Here is a 24,654-nt window from a genome sequence, read left to right as displayed (position 1 = left end):
GGGAGCTCCGGCGAGCGCCGGCCGTGCGCGACTGGTCAGGCGGTGGAGACGGTGAATCTCTCGCCGTTGCCCAGCCCCAGACCGGAGGACGACCACTTGATGGTCTTGTTCGAGATCAGCTGGCTGGTGCCGGACGACCCGGCGGAGACCGCCTGGCCGTCGCCCGCCCTGAGGAAGATCGTTCCGTCGATGTTGTAGTTGGCGAAGTCGAACGTCTCGTAGAGGCCCCGCCCCGTGCTGCTGGCGACCAGCGGCTTGGTGCCCTTGCTCGCCGCGGTCACGTACCTGCCGTTGGCGTGGGCCCGCAGACTGAAGAAGCCGTCACCCACGTTGATGACGTCGAACCTCGCCGCCTTGGTGACGGTCGTGCTGCTGGGGACCAGCGGCTTGGTGCTGCTGGCGGCCACCACGTACTTGCCGCTGGCCTTCGACCTGAGGCTGACGATCGGCGGCGCTGCGTCGATTGTGAACTTCTCGTTGGTGCCGATGGAGGTCTTGCTCGCCATCATCGACGAGCTGCCGGAGGTCGACGCCGTGACGTATTTTCCATTGATCTTGGACTTGAGGCTGACCGTGCCGTCGGTGTGGTTGACGATTGTGTACTTGGCCGACGTGACGATCGTCTTGTGACTCGCGATCAGCGGCTTGGTGCCGTTGCTCGGCGCCACCACGTACAGTCCAGTGGCCCTGGAGCGCAGCGCGACCAGCCCGCTACCCGCGTCGACGAAGTCGAACCGCTGCGCCGTGCCCATGCTCGTCCCGTTGTTCACCAGCGGCTTGGTGCTGCTGGCGGCGGTGACGAACTTGCCGTTGGAACGGGCCTTGAAGCCGTGCGAGTAGCGGGTCGGCGTGACCGAGCCGACGGTCAGCAGCCGGTCGATCGAACCCTTCGTGTCGTACACCCCGCCGGCGAGTCCGGTGGTGACGATCCGGTCCCGGACCTGCCTCGGCGACCAGCCCGGATTGGTGCTCAGCAGCAGCGCCGCGGCGCCTGCCACGTGCGGAGCGGCCATCGAGGTGCCGCTGAACACCGCGCTGCTGGTGTTGCTGTTGTGCCGCGCCGAGACGATGCTCGCGCCCGGCGCGAAGACGTCCAGGCATTTGCCGTAGTTCGAGAACCACGCCCGCATGTTGATCCGGTCCGTCGCGCCCACCGTGATCGCCTCCGGTACCCGGGCCGGAGACGCCTTGCAGGCGTCCATCCAGCTGTTACCGGCCGCGATCGAGTAGGTGACTCCGGACGCGATGGATCGGTTCACCGCCTCGTCGAGGGACGGGACGGCGACGACGTCACCGAGGCTCATGTTGGCCACGGCCGGCTTCTGGGCGTGCTCGGTCACCCAGTCGACACCGGCGATGACCTGTTCGGTGGTGCCGAAACCGTCGCAGTCGAGCACCCGTACGCCCACGAGCTTCACGCCCTTGGCCACGCCGTACTTGGTGCCGCCGACGGTCCCGGCGACGTGCGTACCGTGGCCGTTGCAGTCCTGGGCGACCTCGTCGGAGTCGATGGCGTCGTAACCGTGACTCGCCCTACCGCCGAAGTCCTGGTGGGCGATGTTGATCCCGGTGTCCAGGATGTACGCGGTGACCGAGCTGCCGGTGTTCGGGTACTTGTAGCTGCCGTTCAGTTTCGGCGAGGCCTGATCGATGCGGTCGAGGCCCCAGGACGGTGGGCTGCTCTGCGTGCCGCTGTTCGCCGACAGCCGCCGGACCTGCTCCACGTAGGCCACGTCGGGGTGGCTGGCCAACTTGTCCGCCTGCCGCTGGCTCATAGTGGCCGAGTAACCGTTGAGGGCGTGGCCGAACACCCGGCGGACCGTCCCACCGTTCGCGCCGGTGAGCGCCGAGGCGGCGGCCCGGACGGATCTGTTTGTCGTCCCCCGTTCCTTGAGGACGACGATGTAGCGGTCCGGCACGGCACCGACGCCTTTGCTGCCGAGCACCTCGACGCGGGGCTGGTCGGCCGGAGCAGCCATCGCGGCACCGCCGGTCACGACGGTGAGAATGGACGAAGCGGTGGCGAGGGCAAGCCCCGCCGCCGCCGAGCGGCGCAGTGCGCCACGGCGTTTCACTGGATGTGCCCCCGTCGGTCGTCGACCAGGCCCGATGGGCGGTCGGATCGATACTGGATCGTCCCGCCTCCAGCTGCGAAGCAGCGGGCTGATGGACGTGAACACATCATGGACGAACCTCGCTGGCACCGCGTCCACCGTTCGGTCGAGACGTGAGCGTTTCGACGTGCGGCTGTCGTCTCGGAACGGGCCACAGTGGACGGCGGGCGCGGTCGGCGCGATCAGCTCGCGTCGCTGATCAGTCGCGGATGCCCTCGTCGCGGGCCCAGCGCAGCAACTCCGCCTCGGCCGTGTCGCGATCCAACGGCCCACGCTCCAGCCGCAGGTCCTTCAGGTGCTTCCAGGCCCGTCCCACCACCGGCCCGGGCGGCACGCCCAGCAGCTCCATGATCGCGTTTCCGTCGAGGTCGGGCCGGACCCGGGCCAGATCTTCCTCGGCGGCGATCCGGGCGATCCGCTCCTCCAACGCGTCGTAGTCCGCCGCCAGTTGGGCCGCCTTCCGCCGGTTGCGGGTGGTGCAGTCCGAGCGGGTCAGCTTGTGCAGCCGGGGCAGCAGGTCACCGGCGTCGGTGACGTAGCGGCGTACCGCCGAATCCGTCCACTCGCCCCGGCCGTACCCGTAGAAGCGCAGGTGCAGCGCGACCAACGCGGTCACCTTCGTCGTGACGTCCTTGGGGTAGCGCAGCGCCTTCATCCGCACCTTGGTGAGCCGGGCACCGACCACCTCGTGGTGGTGGAAGCTGACCCGCCCGTCCGGACCGATCGCCTTCGTCGCCGGCTTGCCCACATCGTGCATCAGCGCGGCCATCCGGAGGATGAAGTCCGGTCCGTCCTCCTCGTACGAGACTGCGTTGCTGACCACGGTCAGCGTGTGCTCGTAGACGTCCTTGTGCTGGGCGTGCTCGTCGATCTCCAGCTTGAGCCCGGTCAACTCGGGCAGGAACCGCTCGGCCAACCCGGTGTCGACAAGCAGCCGCAGGCCGGAGATCGGGTCTGCGCCGCAGAGCAGCTTGGTGAACTCGTCGCGGATCCGCTCGGCGGTGATCCGGTCCAGGTCGGTCGCCATCCTGGTCATCGCCGCCCGCACGTCCGGGTGGACCGCGAAGCGCAGCTGCGCGGCGAAGCGGGCGGCCCGCAGCATCCGCAGCGGGTCGTCGCCGAACGACTCGGCGGGCGTGCCCGGGGTACGCACGATCTTCGCGGCCAGGTCGGTCAGGCCGCCGTACGGGTCGGTGAACCGATGTTCGGGGACACTCACCGCCATCGCGTTCACGGTGAAGTCCCGCCGTCGCAGGTCCTCGACGAGACTGGTGCCGTAGGCGACCACCGGGTTCCGACTGACCTGGTCGTACGACTCGGCGCGGAAGGTGGTGATCTCCAGTCGCAGACCGCCACGCTGGCAGCCGATGGTGCCGAACTCGCGGCCGGTCTCCCAGATCGCCTCGGCCCAGCCCCGCACGATGTCCAGTGTCTGGTCGGGGTGCGCGTCGGTGCAGAAGTCGAGATCCTCGCCGAGCCGGCCGAGCAGGGCGTCGCGTACCGAACCGCCCACGAGGTGCAGTTCGTGACCGGCGGCGGCGAACCGGCGACCCAACTCGTCGGCCACCGGAGAAACCCGGAGCAGTTCGGCGACGGCGTTGCGCTGCGCGGCGGTGAGATCGCGGCGGTCGGTGGCGTGGGATGCGGCGGTTTCGGACATCGGATCCGCAGCCTATCGGTCCTGACCGGCATCGCCTCCGCCGGGCGCGGGTAACGGGCCGGGGTTGACTAAGGTCTGTGACGTGTGGGCCGGTGCCGGCTCCGGCGTACCCCTTGGAGGCACAAATGAGCGGCGGGCTCTACCGCAGCGCGAACGCCCAGCAGGGCGGCGCGCCCGGCGGCTGGCCCGGTGACGGAGCCACGTTCATTTCCGCCGAGCCGCTCAACCAGCCCGCGATGGAGTCGACCGCACCTCCGCAGGAGCAGGTGGCGGAGGGCAGCGCCGCCGCCAACAGCGCGATCATGGCCCTGGGCAGCCTGGTCAGCCGGGGTACCGGCTTCCTGCGCAATCTGGTCATCGGCGCCGCCCTCGGTGGTGCGTTGGTCGGCGACGCCTACACCACCGCCCAGATCCTGCCGGGGATGGTCTACGAGTTCCTGCTCGGCGGCATCCTCACCAGCGTGCTGATCCCGGTGCTGGTGCGTCGGCGAAAGGCGGACGCCGACGGCGGTCAGGCGTACGCGCAGCGGCTGCTGACTCTGGCGGTGCTCGCGCTGGGCGCCGCCGCCGTGCTCGCGGTTGCCCTCGCCGCCCCGCTGACCTGGCTCTACGGCGCGGACGAGTCCGCTGACGGCTACTCGGGACTGGTCACCGACCTGGCCCGACTCATGCTGCCGATGATCTTCTTCTCCGGATTGAGCGCGCTGATCAGCGCGGTCCTCAACACCCGGGGCCACTTCGCCGCGCCGATGTGGGCACCGATCCTCAACAACCTGGTCGTCATCGGGACCGCCGGGCTCTACATCGCGGTCTTCGGTGCCGAGATCGTCGGGCCGGACGACATGACGACCGGGCGGATCCTGCTCATCGGCGGCGGCACCCTGATCGGCGTGGCCATCCAGGTCGCCGGTCTGTTGCCGGCACTGCGCAAGGTCGGCTTCCGGTGGAAGCTCCGCTTCGACTTCCGCAAGCTCGGCCTGGCCGAGTTGGGGCGGCTCGGCGCCTGGATGATCTGCTACGTCGCGGTCAGCCAGGTCGGCCTCATCGTGCTGTTCAACCTGCTGAACCGTGCCGGCAAGGAGAACGCCGCCGGTCCGCTGATCTACAACAACGTCTTCCTGCTGCTGATGACCGCGCACGGCATCATCGCCGTGTCGATCATTACCGCGCTCATGCCTCGGATGAGCGCCGCCGCTGCCGACGGCCGGTACGCCGATCTCGCCGCCGACCTGTCCCGGGGCACCCGGACCGTGTCGGCCGTGCTTGCCCCGATCGCGGTCTGCTACGCCGTGCTGGCCACCCCGATCGCGTTCACGCTGTTCCGGTGGGGAGCCTTCACCGCCGACAACGCCACCGCGACATCCCTGGTGCTGCTGGCCGCCGCACTCGCGCTGGTGCCCTTCGCGATCAGCCAGCTGTTCACCTTCGCCTTCTACGCACTGCCGGACACCCGCACTCCGGCACTGATCAACATCCCGATCGTGGCGCTCCGGATCGGGGTGCAGATCGCCCTGTTCGCAATCTTCTCGGCGAGCTTCGTCGGCGCGGGGATGATGATCGGTAACGCCATCTCGTACCTGGCCGCCGCAATCGCCTCCGCCTGGCTGCTGCGCCCCCGGGTCGGCCGGATCGGGCTGGGCGCGATCCTGCGTACTCTCGGCCGGGTTGCCGTCGCGGCGCTGGGCGCGGCCTTGGCCGGCCTGGTGGTGGTGGCCCTGCTCCCGGGCGGCGACACGCCGACGCGGTTGGAGGCGATCGCGCAGCTGCTGGTCGGTGGTGCGGTCATCGGGGGTACCTACCTCGGCCTGGCGACGGTGCTGCGGATCTCCGAGATCACCGAGGTGGTCGGCATGGTCCGCCGCCGACTCGGCCGCTGAACCCTCCACGGCTCGGCGTGCACCCAGCGTGACTGCGGATCACCAGGCTGGGGATGTACCTGTGGATAACTCCGCGCGCCGCCGCTCACCTGACGGATCAGCCTGTGGATAACCAACCGGACGGCCGAGTATGCCCGGCCGATTGACGGGAATCCGGCGCTGGCGAACCCGCCGATGCGACCGGCTCCGCCCCGGCCGGAACTGGTTGAGGTCAACCTCTAGATTGGCTGGTACAGGTACCAGCAACGTGGCCGACAACGGTGGTAACGGGACGAGTCCACCGACTGCTGACGCTGTCGTCACCGGACGGCGGGAAGATGACATGTCGGGGACCGGGCCATCCCGGGTAAGGTCGCACTCGACGGGTACGGCAGACACCGGCGCGCGGCACCGTGCTGCGACCGGCCGGCCGGTACCAGACGAAGGCGGAGCGGGAAGCAGATGCCCAGCAGCGCGGGTCCATCGATCGACACGATCACCGAGGGAGGACGGGTGACCCAGGTCGGCGAGGGTCAGGACGCGGACGAGACCACTCCGCCGGTCATGACCTTCGGTGCTCCGACGGCCGGTGAGATCCTCGCCGAACGTTACGAACTGGTCGAGCACATCAACAACGACAGCGCGGGCCGTCTGGTCTGGCGCGGGGTCGACGTCGTGCTGCGCCGGCCCGTCGCGGTCGTCATGCGCTACCCGGGTGGCGACTCCGCCACCGAGATGCTCCAGGCCGCCGTTGCCGCCAGCCGGGTCGTCCACCCCAACCTCGTCGGCGTGTACGACGCCATCGACGAAGCCGAGCGGGCCTACGTGGTACGCGAGTGGGTCGACGGTCAGTCCCTGCGGGACCTGGTCGCGAGCGGGCCGTTGGACGCCGCCCGCGCGACCGCCGTCGGTAACTCCGTCGCCAGCGCCCTGGCGGCCGTCCACGCCACCGGCATGGTGCACGGAAACGTGCACCCCGGCACGGTGATGATCAGCGATGACGGCCGGGTGGTGCTCGCGGACGCCCGCACCGACGGTGACGACAGCCAGGAGAGCGACGTCCGGGCCGTCGGGGGCATCCTCTACTTCGCGATGACCGGCTACTGGCCGCACGCCGAGGCGCCGCTGCGCGGTGCCACCGCCGGGCATGGTCGGGCGGCCATTCCCGACGCGGTACGCGATGCGAACGGGGCCGTCGCGGCACCCCGTCAGGTCCGCGCCGGCGTGCCGGCCTACCTGGACGACCTGACCATGGATCTGCTCGACGCCGAGATCGCCCCGCCGCCGTCGGACGTGCTGACGGCGGAGCTGGCCCGGCTCGACGTGCCGGACGACGACTACCTCGACAACAACGGCCCGCTGCGGTTCGCCGGCGAGACCGGCGAGGAGCCGTCTCCGTTGGCCGCGGCCGGCGGGCGGAAGGTCGCTCTGGGCATCGCCGGGTTGCTGGCGGTTGCCCTGATCGGGCTGCTGATCGGGATCAGCACCCTCGGCGACGGCAACGGTGACCCGGAGACCAACCCGGTCGCGGCGCCGACATCGAGCGCGCCGGTGAGCGAGGAGCCAGCAACACCCGCAGTCCGGAACCTCAAGATCAGCGACGCCCGGATCATCGACCCGGACAGCAACAACCGGACCGAGGTGCGCGACGCCGAGAAGGTCTTCGACGGCGACCAGGACGAGGGCTGGTCCACCGAGACCTACAACCGCAGCAACTTCGGCAACCTCAAGCGGGGCATGGGCGTCTGGATCGACCTCGGCGCCGAGCGGACCGTCAAGTCGGTACAGGTCAACCTCTCCGACCGGGGTGCCTCGGCGGAACTGCTCACCGGCACGACAAACGCTCCGTCGTCCAGTTCGGGCGACGACGAGGTCCTCACGGCGTACCTGAAGAACAAGATCGGGCAGCCCTTCGAGGAACACGACGGCACCACGATGACCTTTGACGGCTTCGACGCCGACAAGAAGTACCGCTACCTGCTTTTCTGGATCACCGAGCTGCCGCCGAACGGAGGCGGTTTCAAGATCGGGGTGCAGGAGATCACGGTCCAGGGGTCATGAGAGGTCGCCACGGCGACAACCACCGGGTCGGGTGATGGAGGTACGCGACGCCGGAGGCAACCACACGGGCACCGCTTCCGTGGACGACACGGTGAGTGACCTCGATCTGCTGCGCGCCCACGTCGCCGGTGACCGGGACGCCTTCGGTGAGTTGTTCCGCCGGCACCGGGACCGGCTCTGGGCGGTCGCCCTGCGTACGCTCGGCGACCGTGAGGAGGCCGCGGACGCCCTCCAGGACGCGCTGCTGTCCGCCCATCGCGCGGCCGGCCGGTTCCGCGGTGACTCGGCGGTCACCACCTGGTTGCACCGGATCGTGGTCAACGCCTGTCTCGACCGGATCCGCCGTCGGCGGGCCCACCCGACGGTGCCGTTGCCCGACGGAACGCACGGCCCGGAGGACGGGCCGGGCACCGGCGGCGTGGAGCCGGCCGCACCGGTACCCGACCACGACACCGCCATGGTCGTCCGGGACGCCCTGGCCGCGCTGCCGCTGGAACAGCGGGCCGCCCTCGTGCTGGTGGACGTGCAGGGCTACCCGGTGGCCGAGGTCGCGCGGATCCTCGGCGTCGCCGAGGGGACGGTGAAGAGTCGCTGCGCCCGGGGCCGAGCCCGGCTCGCGGTCACGCTTGGGCACCTGCGACCCGGCACCCGGCCGGCGACCACCGCCCGCCCGGACGTGCCGGAGGTCACCGACGGGAACCCGAAGGAACCATCGGGCGTCCGATCGGGGTCGGGGCGGTCCCGGCCGGCCGCCAACCAGCAGGAGGAAGCGTGAGCACCGGGGAGTTCAGCGAGGTCGACCACGACCTGCTCGCCGACTACCTCGGTGGCGCGCTGGACGGCACCCCCGAGCACGCTGAGATCACCCGGCTGGTGACACAGGACCCGGCCTGGGCCGATGCTCATGCTCTCCTGGGCCCGGCCGTCGACAACGTCCGCGCCGAGCTGGCCGGGTGGGGCGAGCCGACGCTGGAGCTTCCGCCGGAGATCAGCGACCGGATCAGCGCCGCTCTCGCCGCGGCTGATCCGCTCACCGCGCCCACCACCGAGGCCGCGCCGACGACCGCGGCTTCCGAGCAGGAATTGGCCACCGGGGACGGGATTGCGGCCGTCGAGGGCCCCGGCTCGGAGCCGACCGGCGGAAAGCTGACGATCGTACCGACCCAGCCGCTGGGCGGTCCCCGTCGGCCCGGCGGCCCGCTGCGGCCGGGCCAGGACCGGTCCTCGTCGTCGCGGCCGGGTCGGCGACGTCGCCGCTGGGCCCGCGTGGCCGGGCCGGTTGCCCTCGCCGCCGCCGCGGTGGTCGGGTTGGGTGCGCTCCAGCTGTTCCAGCCGGGCGGCGGGGACGACGTCGCCACCGACACCGCCCTGAACGAGCGGGCCGTCAGCCCTGCGGTGCCGCACGCCTACCCGCAGGATTCCGCGGGGCAGCCCGGCACCAAATCGGCGCCCGAGCGTGCCGCGGTCGCATCCGGCGCTCCGTACCGCGTCGTCGGCCCTCCCCAGCGCAGCGACACCGACTACACGCCGGAGGCACTGGCCGGCCTGACCCCGAGCGTCAGGCAGTTCTCCACCGACGGTGATCCGGGGCTCGGCGCGGAGAACCAGGAGCGCCTCCCCGCCCCGGGCGATCTGACCCGGCTCGGCGACCAGACCGCATTGAGCGCCTGCCTCGCCGAGATCGGTGCTGAGCACCGCGGGGGACCGCTGACCTTCGAGGTCATCGACTACGCCCGCTTCCAGGGGCTGCCGGCGCTGGTCCTTCGGTTCACCGACGCCTCCGGCACGAACTGGGCGTGGGTCAGCGGCCCGGAGTGCGGTGTACCCGGGTCCGGCTCGGACGCCCGTTACCGTACGCGGGTAGGGTGAGCCAGCGGTCGCCGGACTTTTGACCGTCCACGTGACCTGACCCACCGGGTGACCGGCTCGGGAATTCCCGCTTCGTACGATGACGTTCTGCACATCAGTTGCCGCCGCGTCGGCACTCGGATCGGCATCGGCCCGTACGCCGGTGACGACAGTCAACACGATTGGGAGACGGCAGTGGACGAGGTCCGCAACCTGGTCATCATCGGCTCCGGGCCGGCCGGCTACACGGCGGCGGTCTACGCGGCGCGTGCCAACCTCAAGCCGCTGGTGATCGAGGGCGTGCAGTCCGGCGGCGCGCTGATGACCACCACCGAGGTGGAGAACTTCCCCGGTTTCGCCGACGGCATCCTCGGCCCCGAGCTGATGGACAACATGCGTAAGCAGGCCGAGCGGTTCGGTGCCGAGTTCCTGACCGACGACGTCACCCGGGTCGAGCTGACCGACACCGGTCACCCCGGCGCGGTGAGCACCGTCTGGGTCGGGGAGACCGCGTACCGCGCCCGCGCCGTGATCCTCGCCACGGGTTCCGCCTGGCGCCCGCTCGGCGTACCCGGCGAGCAGGAGTACCTCGGCCACGGTGTCTCCTCCTGCGCCACCTGTGACGGCTTCTTCTTCCGCAACCAGCACATCGTGGTCGTCGGTGGTGGCGACTCGGCGATGGAGGAGGCCAGCTTCCTGACCCGCTTCGCCGAATCGGTGACGATCCTGCACCGCCGCGACTCGTTCCGGGCAAGCAAGATCATGGCTGAGCGGGCGCTCGGCAACGACAAGATCAAGGTCGAGTGGAACACCGTTGTGGAGGAGGTGCTCGGCGCGGACGGCAAGGTCTCCGGCGTACGGGTTCGCAACGTCCACACCGGCGAGGCCAAGGTGCTCGACGTCACCGGTGTGTTCGTGGCGATCGGCCACGACCCACGCAGCGAGCTGTTCCGCGGGCAGGTGGAGATGGACGACGAGGGGTACGTGAAGGTGCAGGCCCCCAGCACCCGGACCAGCATCCCCGGCGTCTTCGCCGCCGGTGACCTGGTCGACCACACGTACCGGCAGGCGATCACCGCAGCCGGGACCGGCTGCGCGGCCGCCCTGGACGCCGAACGCTTCATCGCCACGCTGCCCAAGAGCTGAACCAGACACAACGCAGGAGGAGGGTCAACAGTGGGAGCAACCAAGTCGGTCACCGACGCGAGTTTCACCGCAGACGTGCTGAAGTCCGACAAGCCGGTCCTGGTGGATTTCTGGGCCGAGTGGTGCGGGCCGTGCCGCAAGGTGTCGCCGCTGCTGGAGGAGATCGCCGGCGAGATGGGCGACCAGGTCAGCATCGTCAAGCTCAACATCGACGAAAACCCGGAAACCGCCCGGACATACCGCGTGATGTCGGTGCCGACCCTCACCGTCTTCAAGAACGGTGAGCCGGTGCAGTCGATCGCCGGCGCCAAGCCCAAGGGCGAACTGGTCAAGCTGATCGAATCGGCGCTCTGACCCCCAGCGACGACGTCGCCGTCGACCCCGTGCCGGTGAGCCCGGCACGGGGTCGACGCGTTTTTCGCCGCCCACCACCCCAGCGGATCGCCTAGCGCATAACCTCGAACCGGGGCCGCCGGACGCCGGTGAGCACCTGGTCCCCGCCAACGGCACCCGCTCGTCGGTGGCGGGGCCTGGCAGCCACCGACCGTGCAGAGGGGGTCGTGCGTGCGTCCGATCCGTCCCGGTGACCGGGGACCCGCAGTGACCGAGATCCGTGCGGTGTTGACCGGCCTCGACCTGCTGTCGAAGGCGACCGGCCCACACAGCGACGAGTTCGACCCGGCGACCGAACGGGCGGTCCGCGCGTTCCAGCAGTCGCGGGGTCTCAGCGTCGACGGCCGGGTCGGTGCCGAGACCTGGCGAGCCCTGGACGCCGCCCGCTGGCGGCTGGGCGCCCGCACCCTCTACCACGCGGTGCCGGTCCCCCTCACCGGCGAGGATGTCCGGTCGCTCCAGGAGCGGCTGCTGGAGATGGGCTACGACACCGGACGGGCCGACGCCATCTACGGCATCCGCACGTCCCGGGCGGTGGCGCAGTTCCAGCGTGAGGTGGGGCTCGTCCCCGACGGCACCTGCGGCCCACACACCATGGGTGCCCTGCGCCGACTGGGCCGCAAGGTGGTCGGTGGCCGGCCGCAGTGGTTGCGTGAGTCCGACGCCATCCGACAGTCCGGCCCGACCCTGGTCGGCCGGACCGTGGTGATCGACCCGGGGCACGGCGGAACCGACCCGGGCGTGGTGGTGGCGGACGGCCCGCTGCGCTGGACCGAAGCGGATCTGATGCACGACCTGGCCAGCCGGCTGGAGGGGCGCCTCGCCGCGTCCGGGGTACGGGTGCAGCTCACCCGAGGACCGTCGCCGGAGACCTGCCTGCCCGACATCGACCGGGCACAACTGGCCAACTCGCTCGGCGCCGACGTGTTCATCTCGTTGCACACCGACGGCCACGCCAACCCGATGGCCGAGGGTGTCGCCACGTACCACTACGGCACCGACAACGGGGTGAGCTCGGCGACCGGCGAACGGCTGGCCGGGCTGGTCCAGCGGGAGATCGTGGCCCGTACCGGGCTGCGGGACTGTCACACCCATGCCAAGGCGTGGGACCTGCTCCGGATCACCCGGATGCCGGCGGTCCGCGTCGAGGTCGGCTACCTCACCTCGCCGACCGACCGGGAACGGCTGATCGCTCCCCGGTTCCGCGACAAGCTGGTCGAGGCGATGGTGGCTGCGGTGCAGCGGATGTACCTGCCGATCGAACGCGACGTCCCGACCGGCTCGATCGACGTCAGCGAGCTGCGGGCGGCGGTCGCCGCCGGCACCGTGGTGGACTGAGTCGGCCCAACCCTGGGTGGCCGTCAGCCCGTCACGACGTCGGGTGGTGGTCAGCCGGCCGTCGAACGGGTGGCCGGCGTCGGTCGGACCGGGCGTAGCAGCGACTCCGGGCTCATCGAGCCGAGCAGCTTCTCCAGCGCGTACTCGACGTCGGACTTCCAACTCAACGCCGTCCGCAGTTCCAGTCGCAGCCGGGGAAACCGCGGATGCGGCCGAACTGTCTTGAAGCCCACCGAGAGGAAGAAATCGGCGGGTGCCACGCACGCCCCGCCCGGATCGGCGGAGTCACCGAACTTCGCGTCGCCGAACGCCTCGATCGCCTTGATCCCGCGCTTGGTCAGATCGCGGGCCACCCCCTGCACCAACATCCGGCCGAGGCCCCCGCCGGAGAACGCGGGCACCACGTTCGCGGTCATCAGCAACGCCGCGTCGGCGGAGACCGGAGAGGTCGGGAAGGCCATCGACCGGGGCACGTACGCCGGCGGGGCGTACATCACGAAGCCGGCCGGCATGCCGTCGACGTACACCAGTTTGCCGCAGGAACCCCATTCGAGCAGGGTCTGCGACACCCACGCCTCTTTCTCCAGCCCAGGGTCGCCGGCAGCGCAGGCGCGGTCCGCGGAAACCGGATCAAGCTCCCAGTAGACACACTGCCGGCAGGGAAGGGGCAGGTCCTCCAGGGTGTCCAGGGTCAGGCTGACCAGACGTCGCGACATTGGCGCTTCCCCACACTAGGCTCGGAGGTGGGACCGGCCCGAGCGGCACCGCCGCCGCAGCGGCCCAGACGGCGCCGCCGTGTTCCTGCCCCCGACGAGCGATCGTACGCCGCTGATCGGCGGCAGGGGAGACCATGCATGAACGTCCACCTCAGGGGTGTCTGCCGCCGGTCCGGCATGTGGACGCACGAATAATCGGAGACGCATCGGGCGGTGCAGGGCGGCTAGGATCGACATCCGGCGCGCCGTACCGCCATGGTCGCCGGTGTCCTGGGTATCCGGGACCGGAGCCGTCCGAGCAGCCATCGGGGTGATGTGATGACCGGCACGACACTCGACGACTACACCGACCGGTACGCCCGGCGGGTCCGGGGAATGACCGCCTCGGAGATCAGGGCGCTGTTCGCGGTGGCCAGTCGACCGGAGGTCGTCTCCCTCGCCGGTGGCGCGCCGTACATCGCCGCGCTGCCGCTGGACGCCGTCGGCGAGATGCTCGGTCGGCTCGGTGCCGAGCACGGCAGCACCACCCTGCAGTACGGCATCGGTCAGGGCACCCTGGAGCTGCGGGAGCGGATCTGCGAGGTGATGGCGCTCTCCGGCATCGACGCCGCCTGTGGGGCCTCCCCGGAGGACGTGGTGGTGACGGTGGGCGGGCAGCAGGCGCTCGACCTGGTGGCCCGCCTCTTCCTGGACCCGGGTGACGTGGTGCTTGCCGAAGGGCCGACCTACGTCGGTGCACTCGGCGTGTTCCAGGCCGCCCAGGCCCAGGTCGTACACGTGCCGATGGACGACGAGGGCCTCATCCCGGCGGCGCTGGAGCTCGCCATCGCGGAGCAGGCCCGGGCCGGACGCCGGGTCAAGTTCCTCTACACCATCCCCACCTTCCAGAACCCGACCGGCGTGACGCTGACCGAGCAGCGACGGGAACAGGTTCTCGACATCTGCGAGCGCGCCGGACTGCTGGTGGTCGAGGACGACCCGTACGGCCAGTTGGGCTTCGAGAGCGAGGCACCCGCGCCGCTGCGGGCGCGGCGGCGGGACGGCGTCTTCTACCTCAGCACCTTCTCCAAGACGTTCGCGCCGGGGCTGCGGGTCGGCTGGATCCTCGCGCCACACGCGGTACGGGACAAGCTGGTGATCGCCAGCGAGGCACAGATCCTCTGCCCCAGCGCGTACGCGCAGGCCGCCGTCAGCACCTACCTCGGCACCATGCCCTGGCGTCAGCAGCTGAAGGTCTACCGGGAGGTCTACCGGGAGCGGCGGGACGCGATGCTCACCGCGCTGGAGGACCTGATGCCCGCCGATACCCGCTGGACGGTGCCCGGCGGCGGGCTCTTCGTCTGGGCCACGCTGCCCGACGGGCTGGACTCGAAGGCGATGATGCCCCGGGCCATCGCCGCACGGGTGGCGTACGTGCCCGGCACCGGTTTCTACGCCGACGGCAGCGGCAACGGTCACATGCGGCTCAACTTCTCGTTCCCGCCGCCGGAGCGGATCAGGGAGGGCGTGCGCCGGTTGGCCAGCGTGATGGAACAGGACATCGCCATGCGGCGGGTGTTCGGTGCGGTCGGCGAGCCCGGCGCCCGGCGAGGCCGGACCGGCTGGGACGCGCCAGGACCAGACTTGGCATGATGCCCGGCATGGGTGTCACCGCTGCCGAAGAACCCGCCGTGTCGGGCCCCGAGACCACCGATCTCCACGTGCTCGTGCTCGCCGGCGGTCTGTCGTACGAGCGTGACGTGTCGCTGCGCTCCGGCCGCCGGGTGCTCGACGCGCTGCGTGCCGTCGGAATGCAGGCCGAGCTGCGCGATGCCGACGTGGCCCTGCTACCCGCCCTGACGGCGGACCCACCCGACGCCGTGGTGATCGCCCTGCACGGCGCCACCGGCGAGGACGGTTCGCTGCGCGGCGTCCTGGACCTGTGTGGCGTGCCGTACGTCGGATGTGACGCTCGGGCTTCCCGCCTCGCCTGGGACAAACCGTCGGCGAAGGCCGTGCTGCGCGAGGCCGGCATCGCCACCCCCGACTGGGTCGCCCTGCCACACGACAGGTTCAGCGAACTCGGCGCGGTGGCCGTGCTGGACCGCATCGTCGACCGGTTGGGGCTGCCGCTCATGGTGAAGCCCGCCCAGGGCGGTTCCGGCCTGGGCGCCGCCGTGGTCCGGGACGCGGCGTCGCTGCCGGCTGCCATGGTGGGTTGTTTCGCGTACGACTCGACGGCGCTCGTCGAACGGTACGTTCCCGGCATGGACGTGGCGGTCTCCGTGGTCGACCTGGGCGACGGTCCGCAGGCGCTACCGGCGGTGGAGATCGTGCCTCGCAACGGGGTGTACGACTACGCGGCCCGCTACACCGCCGGACGCACCACCTGGCACACCCCGGCCCGCCTGGAACCCGCCGTCGCCGAAGCGGTGGCCCAGGTCGCCCTGGCCGCCCACGCCGCCCTCGGCCTGCGTGACCTCAGCCGGGTCGATCTGATCGTCGACTCGACCGGTCAGCCACACGTACTCGAAGTCAACGTCTCGCCGGGGATGACCGAGACGTCGCTGTTGCCGCTCGCCGTACAGGCTGCCGGTCTCGATTTCGGACGCGTGATCGGAAATCTGGTCGCCCGCGCCGCAGGCCGCTGACCTTCCCCCACCCGGCACTGAATTCGGCGGTACCCGCTGCTCGGACTCCTGCCGCCGGCCACACGGGCACCGCAGTCGGCCCACCGACCCTGGAACGGAGCGATCGGTGGGCGTGCTCGGTCCAGCGCCTCAGCACGACCGGAACTGGGGCGGTGGAGATGAGGCGAATCCTGGCCGAGGCTGGCGCGACGGAGCATGGCCGAGGATGGTGCGTGGCGGAGGGCGCTCCGGTCGCATGGAGACAGGTCCGCCGCCGCCACCGTCACCAGCGCCCCGACCGCGTGCGGTGCGCGACGAGTTCGCCGCGCGGCCGACCGCGACAACACCGCCAGCCGAAGCGCCGGGCACGCCGTAGCTCCGCCAGCCGTCTCGGCAGGGCTGCCCGTCTGGGCGGTCTTATTGCCGGTCGCTCTCAGGGCCCGATTCGCCGGCCGGCGTCGCTCGACCCGCAGTAGGCGTCTCCGCTTGCTCCCTCTCCGTCTCGGCCGTCTCCGCTCCCCGCGTATTGGCGAAGGCCTCGCCCTGCGGGCCGCCCTCGCCCTGCGGATCGCTTTGGGCCGGTGGGCCGCCCTCGGCCTGCGGCGGGCCGTCCGTATCGGCGGACGGCTGTCGCGTCGGCACAGCACCAGCCGCCTCGCTGGCGGCCACGACCGCTGCTTCCTCTTGAGGCTGAGCTACGTCCCTTGCTCGCCCCACTGCCGGGTCCCCATTCGGCCCCGCTGCCGGGTCCTCAGTCGGCCCCGAAGCCGCGGCGTTCGACGCCCCCGAATCGATACCGGCGCCCGGGGTGTCAGGTGGTTCAGCTGTCTCGCCGATAGCGTCCAGGAGCGACCCTCCCTCAACCGGCTTCGTCTCGGGAGCGGCTGACTGCGCAGCCAGGCTGGACGGCGCCTGCCACTGGATGCGGGGTGGTTCGGCGAGCGGCCGCCCACCAAACTCGGCCAGCCAGGCCGCAACGAGGGCGAGGTTCTCCCGCCACTGTTCCTCCGAGATCGGCGGCAGGATCGAGTCCCAGAGCGACAGGAAGGTGCCGCGGAGCTGGAGCCGACCGTACGGCCGGGCGAGGAACCACATGTGGAGATGGGCGGACCCGTCACCCCAGCGGTTGACGTGTACCCGGGCCACCCCGTCGAGCGAGCGGATGGCGCGTTCCAGTCGTACCGTCATCACGCCCAACTCGGCGGCGAGAAGATTCGGCAGATCCCCGAGATCGAGGTGCGACCGCGACTCCAGGATGAGGACCATCGGCAGGCCGGTCGGCCGGTCCATGGCTCGTACGCGCCAGCGTTCGCCGACCCAGATGTAGGCCTCGTCGGGTGCCAGGCAGGCGGTGCATTCTCGGTGAGCCTCACCCTTGCGGGGCGGCTCGACTGGGACCGGATCGGCGAGTGGCTTGACTCGGAGGTCGCCCTCGAAGGGGAAGGACGGCCACTGGGTGAAGTCCGGGATTGAGGGAGGGGTGTCGTGCACGACGCTGACCCTAACCGAGTCCGCGACCACTGTCCCTACTCGAAACGTCTTCGACTTTCCGCAGCGCTCGAATGTCGGGACAGGGGACGCCAGATAGTTCTCCCCAGGGTTATCCACAGGCCAGCCGGTCGCCGAATTCTCGCCGCTGTCGTGCTTCGACAAGGGGTTTCGGGTCATGTTTCACGTGAAACGGCGTGAGCCTGTGGACAACTGATGTGGATAACGTCAGCGGGCCGACGACATCGACGGGCAGACGTACCGACGCGGGTGTAACGGAGCGAGGCGCGCCGGCGAGTACTGGGCACTCCGCTCAACGCCCGCACCCAACACCGTCGTTTCACGTGAAACCACGACCCGGCGCATGGCGACCAGAGCTGGGGCCGAGCGCCACCGGCCTGCTGGCCGATGGACTCAGCTTGTCGCCTCGTCGACCGGCGTGACCCCAAGAAGCGCTCCCTCGATCATCTGTCGGCCTGGTCCTGTTCCAGCCACCCGCGCCACTACGTGGTCCAGCCGGAGGGCCCGACGGCTCGGGTGAATGGAACGCGACCTTCGAGTCCGGCTTTGAAACTGCCGCCGCTTGGTCGGTCATCCCTTGGCCCTGCGCCACCCCGCCCGCCACCACTTGAGGAAGGCAACCCGGCGTCTGTCCCGCGCCCGGCACCGCGCTACACATCACCGGCGGACTCGACCAGTCTCGCCGTGCCAGGAGCGGAGACCCAGCGGTCGCTCTACCCACACCCGTGTTTCACGTGAAACGGCCACCCCGTCCGCTCGCCTGGGCCGTGCGCTCTGGGTTCCTTTGCGCCGACGCCTTCGGAGCGGACGCTGCTAGGCCCACCCCTTTTGAACGTGCGCTCTAGTTCTTCTGCGCGGACCTTCTGAGCCGACCTTTCTGAGCCGCGCAGCTACGAGCCGTGCGGCCATTCGCCCGCTCCCTACTGGGTCGCCTCCTTCTCGGCGGCTCTCTGATGGGTCGCTCCGGCAGGGCTGCGTCCGGTCCAACTCGCCGGTGGGCTGCTGCCCTGTCGGTCCGACCTAGGGCCGAGGTACGTCTCTGGCGGCCTCCGGCTGGGCGAGCTGTCTGGGCGAGCTTCCGTCGGTCGGCCGCCCGGTGCGTCCCTCGGTGTCGTCACCGACGCCCTGGCACTGCCCCACGACAGCCGCAGCCCCAGGGCCCGCCGAAACCATCTCCGTTCGGTGCCGGATTCGACAAGTCGGGTCACGGATTGCGGCATGTCGCGCCATAGCTCTGGCCCGAGGGCCCGACATGCCGCAAGTCGGGAGTCGAGCTGGCCTGCCCTCGGCGTCTGCGTGGCCATGCAGCGGAACGCCCCCGAGTGCCATCGTCGCCTGCCCACGGAGGCCGCTCGTGGCGGCTGGGACCGGTCTCTGTGGCCCGCTGCGGGCTACCCGGAAGACGACAAGGCCGCCTCGTCGCATTGGGACGAGGCGGCCTAGTGGTTCCGGTTGTTCAGTTCTCCGGTTCTTCGGGCTCTACTCCGATGATGCCGACGATCCGCTCAAGGTCGTCGACCGTCGCGAACTCAATCGTGATCTTGCCCTTGCTCCGCCCGATGTCGACCTTCACCCGGGTGTCGAACCGGTCGGAGAGGCGGTCGGCGAGGTCGGTCAGCGCCGGTGCGTGCGGCTTCGGCCGACGCTTCGCCGACTCCTTCTTGCCCGGTCCGTCATTGAGGGCGAGCGCGACGATTTCCTCGGTCGCACGGACCGACAGTCCCTCGGCGACGATTCGCAGTGCCAGTTGCTCCTGGGTCTCCGGATCCTCCAGGCTGAGCAGCGCCCGGGCGTGCCCGGCGGAGAGGACACCGGCCGCCACCCGCCGCTGCACCGGTGCCGGTAGGTTCATCAGCCGAATGGTGTTCGAGATCTGCGGCCGGCTGCGACCGATGCGCCTGGCGAGTTCCTCGTGGGTGGCGCCGAACTCCTCCAGCAACTGCTGATAGGCGGCCGCCTCTTCCAGCGGGTTGAGGTTCGCCCGGTGGATGTTCTCGAGCAGCGCGTCCCGCAGCATGGCGTCGTCCCGGGTGTCTCGGACGATCGCCGGGATGTTCTCCCGACCGACCGCCTGCGCGGCACGCCACCGGCGCTCGCCCATGACGAGCTCGAACTTCTCGCCGTCGAGTTGCCGCACCACGATCGGCTGGAGAAAGCCGACCTCCTGGATGGAGGTCTTCAGCTCCTCCAGGGCCTCCTCGTCGAAGACCTGGCGAGGCTGTTTCGGGTTGGGCACGATCGAGTCGACCGGGATCTCCGCGAAGCGCGCACCCGGCACCGGGCTCAGCGTCTCGTCAGGCTCGATGGTCGGGGACGGCACCGGCATCGGGGCCGGTGTCGCCACGGCCGTCGACCCGCTCACTCCCGCTGTCGGCGCGCCGACGGCAGCACCGGCGTTGGGTGCCGGCCCGGTCGGAATCAGCGCCCCCAGGCCCCGCCCCAGACCGCCCCGTGGACGGTTCTTCATGCCACGCCTCCCAGCGCCTCGTCCGCACTACGCATTCCGGCTCACCGGCTCCTTGACGCCCCGCTCGGCGATCTCCTGCGCGGCCTCGAAGTAGCTCGTCGCGCCCCGCGAACCGGGATCGTAGGTCATCACCGACTGGCCGTAGCTGGGCGCCTCGGAGACCCGCACGTTACGCGGAATCACCGCCTGGAGCACCTTGTCGCCGAAGTGGTTCCGGACGTCCTGCTCGACCGCGTCGGCGAGCCGGGTACGACGGTCGTACATGGTGAGCAGAATCGTGGAGACCTCAAGCTGCGGGTTGAGGTGCTGACGAACCAGGTTGATGTTGTTGATCAGCTGGTTCAGCCCCTCAAGCGCGTAGTACTCACACTGGATGGGGATGAGCACCTCCTGCGCGGCGACCAACGCGTTGACCGTCAACAGACCGAGCGAGGGCGGGCAGTCGATGAACACGTAGTCGAAGTGCCCCGGGTAGGCGGTGATGGCGCGGTCGAGACGCGACTCGCGGGCCACCACTGACACCAGCTCGATCTCGGCACCGGCGAGATCGATGGTGGCCGGCACACACCAGAGGTTGGGGATGCCCTCCACCGCCTGGGTCACGTCCTCCAGCGGCACACTGTTGATCAGACAGTCGTAGACGTCCGGCACGCCGGTGTGGTGTGGCACGTTGAGGCCGGTCGAGGCGTTGCCCTGCGGATCGAGGTCAACCACGAGCACCCGGTTGCCGTGCAGGGCCAGCGCCACCGCGAGGTTGACCGTGGTCGTGGTCTTACCCACACCGCCCTTCTGGTTCGCGACGCACATGACCCGGGTCCGGTCGGGCCGAGGCATGGTCACCTCGCCACTGGGATTCAGGATCTGCACGGCGCGCATCGCCTCCATTGCCAACGGTGGGTCATCCTCTTCGCGCGTCGGGGTTTCACGTGAAACGTACGCGGCCTCGGGCGCGGCGGACGGGTAGGACCCGTCCGCAGGTGCGGGCGTGTCGGAAGCCGGTCGAGGATCCGGCACCACCGCGGCTGTCGGGGGGTGTGCTGCCGCCACCTCGAACCGAGCAGAGGCGGAGGTGTTCCGGCGGATCGGGATCACCCGCGCGTCGGGAGACGCGTTGACCGGGCGGCCACTCGCATCCGTACCGTCGCGTCCGTCGCCGGCCCCCGACCACGGAACACCCGACGTCGGCGCGTTCCGACCGGGTTCCGGTGGGCTCTGCGGCACCTCGGAGGGCCGCCAGTTCGGATATTCGGTTTCACGTGAAACGGGGTCACCCGCTGACCCGGTCACGCGCGGATCGTCGTACCTGCCGTCGTCATGCACCTGTCATCCCTGCCCGCTTCGGATGGTCGGTCCGCACCCGTCAACCGGGCCACTCGCGTGCTCTCCGCAGAGGTACCGCCCGGCGGGAGCGGCCGGGCCCCGGAGGGAGATCCATCGCCGCCCGCTCCACACTATCGACGCGCGGCCAGCCTACGGCGCACGGGCGCGGCCGGTCCACGTCGGGTTCGTAACCCGCCGGTCGCGGCGCGCGCAGCGGAACGGGTAACCCGCCTCGGAACGCTGCAATTCGCGGCTGTCTGCGGCGTACGGGCCCAGGTCATCCGTGCGAAGCCTCCAAGAGCGCAGCTGCTCCGACTACCGTCGACGCGACCGCGACTTTCTGGACGACGTCCGGGCCGCCGGACCGACCAGTCTCTCCCGGACGATCTCAACCACCGTGGTCGGCGGCTCCACGACGCCTTCACCACACCGATGCAGTGCGGGCTGACCGCCACCAAGACGGTGCACCGCCTCGGCATGCTCGGCGATCTCCTCCGCCGCCGAGGCACCCTTCAGGGCGAGTAGTCGGCCACCGATTCCGGTGAGGGGTAGACACCAGCCCGCCAGCCGGTCCAGTGGTGCCACCGCCCGAGCGGTGACCACGTCCCCAGGCCCAACCTCCGACACCGCGACCGCTTCCTCGGCTCGACCGCGGAACACCCGTACGGAGTTGGTCAGGCCGAGCGCCTCCACCGTCTCGTTGAGGAAGGCGGTACGGCGGGCCAGCGGCTCGATGAGCGTCATCGCCAGGTCGGGCCGGGCGATGGCGAGCACCAGGCCGGGAAGGCCGGCACCCGATCCCACGTCCAGCACGGAGGCACCCGGTGGGATCAGCTCGGCCACCGCCGCGCAGTTCAGCAGGTGACGATCCCAGATCCGGGGGGCCTCGCGTGGACCGATCAGCCCCCGTACCACCCCGTCGGTGACAAGCAGTTCGGCGTAGGCCGCAGCGACGTCGAGGCGTACGCCGAAGAGCCTGCTCGCCGCTCCGGCCAGTTCGGACGGCAGCACTGCTGTGGTGGGCTGAGGCGGGACAGCCGCCGGCCCGGGCGGCGTACCACCCGGGCCGGACGCGGCAACGCCGCTGGCGTCGTCTTGCCGCACCCGTCAGTCCGCAGGACGGACGACGATGCGCCGGCTGGGCTCGACGCCCTCGGACTCGCTCTCCACCCCGTCGATGGCGTTGACCACGTCGTGGACGCACTTGCGCTCGAAGGCGGACATCGGCTCCAGCCGCACCGGCTCGCCGTGCTCCTTGACCTTCTCGACGGCGTTGCGGGCGACCGCAGCCAGTTCCTTACGCCGGTTGGCCCGGTACCCGCCAACGTCGAGCAGCAGGCGGCTCGGCGAGCCGGTCTGCCGGAACACCGCGAGCCGGGCCAGCTCCTGAAGTGCTTCGAGGGTGGCACCGCGCTGGCCGACGAGGTTCTGCAGGCGGCCACCGACGACCTCGACCACCGGGCGGCCACCCGACACCAGCTCGTCGATGTCGCCGTCGTAATCGAGGATGTCGAGCAGCCCCTCCACGTAGTCGGCCGCGATCTCGCTCTGCCGGAACAGGTCGCTCTCGCCGGGGGCCTTGCTCGGCGCCGCTTCGGCGTCGGTCTCCTCCGGCTCGCCCTCGACCGGAGCCGCCGCGGTCGGCTCCTCGTCGTCCAGGGGCTGTTCGGCGCGGGGGATGCTGGTGTCGGTCACGGTGTCATCTCCGTACTCGCTCGGCCGGACCTCGGGTCCGCTGGTTCCCCGCGGCCGGCGGGACGTCGCCGGTGCCCACGGGCACGTCTGTAGGGCAGTCTCGCCCGTCCGCCACGGCGCGCGTGGCGCTTCGCGTTCCGGCGCCGGCCTGACGGCGGCGGCACGGCGCGCAACGGGCCGCCGCCGGTCTCCCGGCAGCGGCCCGGACGATTCAGCCCTGCCGCTTGGCGGGGCGGCCCTTCTTCGGGTTGGCCGGCTTGGCGCCCGGCTTCGGCCCGGCGATCTTCGGCGCGGCGGGGGGCGGCGGCACGGCAGCCGGCTTGCTCCGGCCGAACAGCCCACCGGTCTTCGCGGGCTGCGCCCCGTTACGCGCCGAGGTGCCCGGCTTGCCGCTGGTCGCGGTCACCGGCGGCGGGAACTTGCGCAGCACCCACTGCTGCTGCCCGAGGGTGAACAGGTTGTTGGTGACCCAGTAGATGATCACACCGATCGGGAAGATGGCGCCGGAGACCAGCAGGGACAGCGGGATGCCGTAGAGCATCAGGCGCTGGATCATGCGCTGCTGCGGGTCCTCCGCCCAGCCCGTCTTGAGGATCATCTGGCGGCTGGTGAGGTAGGTGGTACCCATCATCACCAGCACCAGAACGCCGGCCATGATCTTCACGACGGTGCCGTTGGCGCCGAGCTGCGCCAGTTCCGCCGCGGTCGAGCCGAACTTGCTGGCGATCGGGGCGGTGAACAGGGTCGCGTCAGAGGCGCTGTTGAACTGGTCGACGGTCCAGCCGTAGATGTCCTTGTTGTTCTTCGCCGGGTCCGGGTTGAGGCGGCGCAGGACGTGGAAGAGGCCGAGGAAGACCGGGATCTGGAGGAACATCGGAAGGCAGCCCATGAGCGGGTTGGCCTTTTCCTTCCGGTAGAGCTCCATCATCTCCTTCTGGAGCGTCTCCCGGTCACCCTTGTGCTTCTCCTGGAGGGCCTTCACCTGCGGCTGAAGCGCCTGCATCGCCCGCTGCGACTTGATCTGTTTGACGAAGACCGGGAACAGGATCACCCGGACGGTGACCACCAGGAAGACGATGGCGAGGATCCACGCCCAGTTCGTGCCGAGGACCGCAGTGTCCGGAATGCCGATGGCGTCCCAGGCCGAGTGCCAGGCCAGCAGGATCCACGAGATCGCGTAGTAGATCCAGTCGAGACTCAATTCTCAGGCTCCAGTCACGTCGGCAGGTCGGCGGCCGCCCGGCTCCGGAACCGGGTCGTATCCACCAGGATGGAATGGGTGGCAGCGCGACAGTCGCCGGACCGTCAGGCCGGCTCCCCGGAGCGCGCCGTGCCGGGCCACCGCCTCCAGGGCGTAGGCGCTGCACGACGGGTAGAACCGACAGCGGGCCGGCAACGCCGGACTTATCCACCGACGGTACGCGATGATGGGCAGGGTCAGCACCCGGGCACCCGGGGTAGCCGGGCGCGACGATGTCTGCTCGGCGCTCATCGAGGCCGCCGCCCCCGGCCGGATCGAGCGGCGACGAGCGCCGCATCCAGGTCGGTGCCGAGCCGTTGATACGTGGCGTCCGCCGCGGTCGGCAGGGCGCGTACCACGAGGGTGCTTCCGGCCGGCAGGTCGATAAGGCGCTCCCGGGTCAGCTGCCGCAACCGGCGGCGGACCCGGTTCCGTACCACTGCCGGCCCGACCGCCTTGGAAACCACGAATCCGGCGCGGGACACCGGCGGGGAGTCTGCCTCCGCGTTGTCCCGCGCCGGATTCGGCGCTGCATTGTCGGATCCGGCTGCGTTCGGCACGGTCAGATGAACGACCAGAGCGCCGCGGCCGGCTCGCCGGCCACCGCGAACCGCTGCGGCGAAGTCGCTGCTGCGCCGCAGTCGTTGGGCGGCCGCCAGCACGACTGCCACGTCCTCCGGAG

20 protein-coding genes are annotated in these 24,654 nt (G+C 70.4%); 9 read left to right on the top strand and 11 right to left on the bottom strand.

From position 1 onward, the window contains the following. Nucleotides 1-35: 35 nt before the first annotated feature. Complete coding sequence (locus tag Vse01_RS14500; RefSeq protein ID WP_093409346.1) at nt 36-2,075, bottom strand: S8 family serine peptidase; 2,040 nt, start codon at nt 2,073-2,075, stop codon at nt 36-38. A gap of 238 nt (nt 2,076-2,313) precedes the next feature. Continuing rightward, complete coding sequence (locus Vse01_RS14495) at nt 2,314-3,774, bottom strand: CCA tRNA nucleotidyltransferase (protein ID WP_093409344.1); 1,461 nt, start codon at nt 3,772-3,774, stop codon at nt 2,314-2,316. A gap of 125 nt (nt 3,775-3,899) precedes the next feature. On the opposite strand from Vse01_RS14495, the gene murJ reads away from it, so the two are divergent. The 7 genes from murJ to Vse01_RS14460 all read left to right on the top strand — a co-directional run bounded on the left by murJ (nt 3,900) and on the right by Vse01_RS14460 (nt 12,416). Then, nucleotides 3,900-5,651, top strand: a complete 1,752-nt coding sequence (gene murJ / locus Vse01_RS14490) for a murein biosynthesis integral membrane protein MurJ (protein WP_093409341.1) — start codon at nt 3,900-3,902, stop codon at nt 5,649-5,651. A 441-nt stretch (nt 5,652-6,092) separates the two neighbouring features. Continuing rightward, complete coding sequence (locus Vse01_RS14485) at nt 6,093-7,691, top strand: protein kinase family protein (protein ID WP_093409339.1); 1,599 nt, start codon at nt 6,093-6,095, stop codon at nt 7,689-7,691. 34 nt (nt 7,692-7,725) lie between these two features. Beyond that, a complete protein-coding gene (sigM, locus tag Vse01_RS14480; protein WP_093409336.1) occupies nt 7,726-8,466 on the top strand; it encodes an RNA polymerase sigma factor SigM in 741 nt (246 codons plus the stop codon). Next, a complete protein-coding gene (locus tag Vse01_RS14475) occupies nt 8,463-9,560 on the top strand; it encodes an RsmA family anti-sigma factor (RefSeq protein ID WP_093409334.1) in 1,098 nt (365 codons plus the stop codon). Before sigM ends, Vse01_RS14475 begins: the two co-directional genes overlap by 4 nt. Before the next feature lie 174 nt (nt 9,561-9,734). Next, the gene (gene trxB / locus Vse01_RS14470) at nt 9,735-10,685 is read left to right on the top strand and encodes a thioredoxin-disulfide reductase (protein WP_093409470.1); all 951 of its coding nucleotides are present in this window, start codon (nt 9,735-9,737) and stop codon (nt 10,683-10,685) included. 30 nt (nt 10,686-10,715) lie between these two features. Further along, complete coding sequence (gene trxA / locus Vse01_RS14465) at nt 10,716-11,039, top strand: thioredoxin (RefSeq protein WP_093409332.1); 324 nt, start codon at nt 10,716-10,718, stop codon at nt 11,037-11,039. A gap of 210 nt (nt 11,040-11,249) precedes the next feature. Further along, a complete protein-coding gene (locus Vse01_RS14460) occupies nt 11,250-12,416 on the top strand; it encodes an N-acetylmuramoyl-L-alanine amidase (RefSeq protein ID WP_093409330.1) in 1,167 nt (388 codons plus the stop codon). 50 nt (nt 12,417-12,466) lie between these two features. Here the strand turns inward: Vse01_RS14460 and Vse01_RS14455 are convergent, their stop codons facing one another. Continuing rightward, nucleotides 12,467-13,132: a GNAT family N-acetyltransferase gene (locus tag Vse01_RS14455; RefSeq protein WP_093409328.1), complete on the bottom strand. Its 666-nt coding sequence runs from the start codon at nt 13,130-13,132 to the stop codon at nt 12,467-12,469. A 318-nt stretch (nt 13,133-13,450) separates the two neighbouring features. Here Vse01_RS14455 and Vse01_RS14450 point away from each other — a divergent pair, with 318 nt between their 5' ends. After that, complete coding sequence (locus Vse01_RS14450; RefSeq protein ID WP_093409468.1) at nt 13,451-14,764, top strand: aminotransferase-like domain-containing protein; 1,314 nt, start codon at nt 13,451-13,453, stop codon at nt 14,762-14,764. A gap of 8 nt (nt 14,765-14,772) precedes the next feature. Continuing rightward, the gene (locus tag Vse01_RS14445) at nt 14,773-15,762 is read left to right on the top strand and encodes a D-alanine--D-alanine ligase family protein (protein WP_093409465.1); all 990 of its coding nucleotides are present in this window, start codon (nt 14,773-14,775) and stop codon (nt 15,760-15,762) included. A gap of 396 nt (nt 15,763-16,158) precedes the next feature. Here the strand turns inward: Vse01_RS14445 and Vse01_RS29360 are convergent, their stop codons facing one another. From Vse01_RS29360 to rnpA, 8 genes are all read right to left on the bottom strand, one after another. After that, nucleotides 16,159-17,211 carry a hypothetical protein gene (locus Vse01_RS29360; RefSeq protein WP_232511409.1) on the bottom strand — a complete coding sequence of 351 codons (1,053 nt, stop codon included), beginning with the start codon at nt 17,209-17,211 and terminating at the stop codon, nt 16,159-16,161. Between the two features lie 1,495 nt (nt 17,212-18,706). Beyond that, entirely contained in the window at nt 18,707-19,717 is a 1,011-nt protein-coding gene (locus tag Vse01_RS14435) for a ParB/RepB/Spo0J family partition protein (protein WP_093409326.1), read from the bottom strand. Nucleotides 19,718-19,744: 27 nt separating this feature from the next. Further along, the gene (locus Vse01_RS29625) at nt 19,745-21,037 is read right to left on the bottom strand and encodes a ParA family protein (protein ID WP_093409323.1); all 1,293 of its coding nucleotides are present in this window, start codon (nt 21,035-21,037) and stop codon (nt 19,745-19,747) included. Between the two features lie 315 nt (nt 21,038-21,352). Continuing rightward, nucleotides 21,353-22,033 (bottom strand): 16S rRNA (guanine(527)-N(7))-methyltransferase RsmG, encoded by a 681-nt coding sequence (gene rsmG / locus Vse01_RS14425; RefSeq protein WP_373870676.1) that lies wholly within the window; start codon nt 22,031-22,033, stop codon nt 21,353-21,355. 111 nt (nt 22,034-22,144) lie between these two features. Beyond that, on the bottom strand, nt 22,145-22,732 hold the full coding sequence (locus Vse01_RS14420; protein ID WP_093409318.1) for a Jag family protein: 588 nt from the start codon (nt 22,730-22,732) through the stop codon (nt 22,145-22,147). A gap of 211 nt (nt 22,733-22,943) precedes the next feature. After that, nucleotides 22,944-23,933: a membrane protein insertase YidC gene (yidC, locus tag Vse01_RS14415; protein ID WP_093409316.1), complete on the bottom strand. Its 990-nt coding sequence runs from the start codon at nt 23,931-23,933 to the stop codon at nt 22,944-22,946. A gap of 3 nt (nt 23,934-23,936) precedes the next feature. After that, the gene (gene yidD / locus Vse01_RS14410) at nt 23,937-24,224 is read right to left on the bottom strand and encodes a membrane protein insertion efficiency factor YidD (protein WP_093409313.1); all 288 of its coding nucleotides are present in this window, start codon (nt 24,222-24,224) and stop codon (nt 23,937-23,939) included. Next, on the bottom strand, nt 24,221-24,634 hold the full coding sequence (gene rnpA / locus Vse01_RS14405) for a ribonuclease P protein component (RefSeq protein ID WP_093409463.1): 414 nt from the start codon (nt 24,632-24,634) through the stop codon (nt 24,221-24,223). The genes yidD and rnpA overlap by 4 nt, the downstream gene beginning before the upstream one ends. Nucleotides 24,635-24,654: the final 20 nt, after the last annotated feature.

It is taken from the genome of Micromonospora sediminimaris (genome assembly GCF_016863575.1).
Taxonomy (GTDB): domain Bacteria; phylum Actinomycetota; class Actinomycetes; order Mycobacteriales; family Micromonosporaceae; genus Micromonospora; species Micromonospora sediminimaris.
Note: the sequence above shows the minus strand (reverse complement) of the source record. Positions and strands in the feature narration are given on the sequence as shown.

Coding starts and splice junctions, on each gene's coding strand:
- sigM (WP_093409336.1), top strand. CDS start 7,726: ATGGAGGTACGCGACGCCGGAGGCAACCACACGGGCACCGCTTCCGTG.
- Vse01_RS14455 (WP_093409328.1), bottom strand. CDS start 13,132: ATGTCGCGACGTCTGGTCAGCCTGACCCTGGACACCCTGGAGGACCTG.
- Vse01_RS14435 (WP_093409326.1), bottom strand. CDS start 19,717: ATGAAGAACCGTCCACGGGGCGGTCTGGGGCGGGGCCTGGGGGCGCTG.
- yidD (WP_093409313.1), bottom strand. CDS start 24,224: ATGAGCGCCGAGCAGACATCGTCGCGCCCGGCTACCCCGGGTGCCCGG.
- Vse01_RS14495 (WP_093409344.1), bottom strand. CDS start 3,774: ATGTCCGAAACCGCCGCATCCCACGCCACCGACCGCCGCGATCTCACC.
- Vse01_RS14485 (WP_093409339.1), top strand. CDS start 6,093: ATGCCCAGCAGCGCGGGTCCATCGATCGACACGATCACCGAGGGAGGA.
- murJ (WP_093409341.1), top strand. CDS start 3,900: ATGAGCGGCGGGCTCTACCGCAGCGCGAACGCCCAGCAGGGCGGCGCG.
- Vse01_RS14445 (WP_093409465.1), top strand. CDS start 14,773: ATGGGTGTCACCGCTGCCGAAGAACCCGCCGTGTCGGGCCCCGAGACC.
- Vse01_RS14450 (WP_093409468.1), top strand. CDS start 13,451: ATGACCGGCACGACACTCGACGACTACACCGACCGGTACGCCCGGCGG.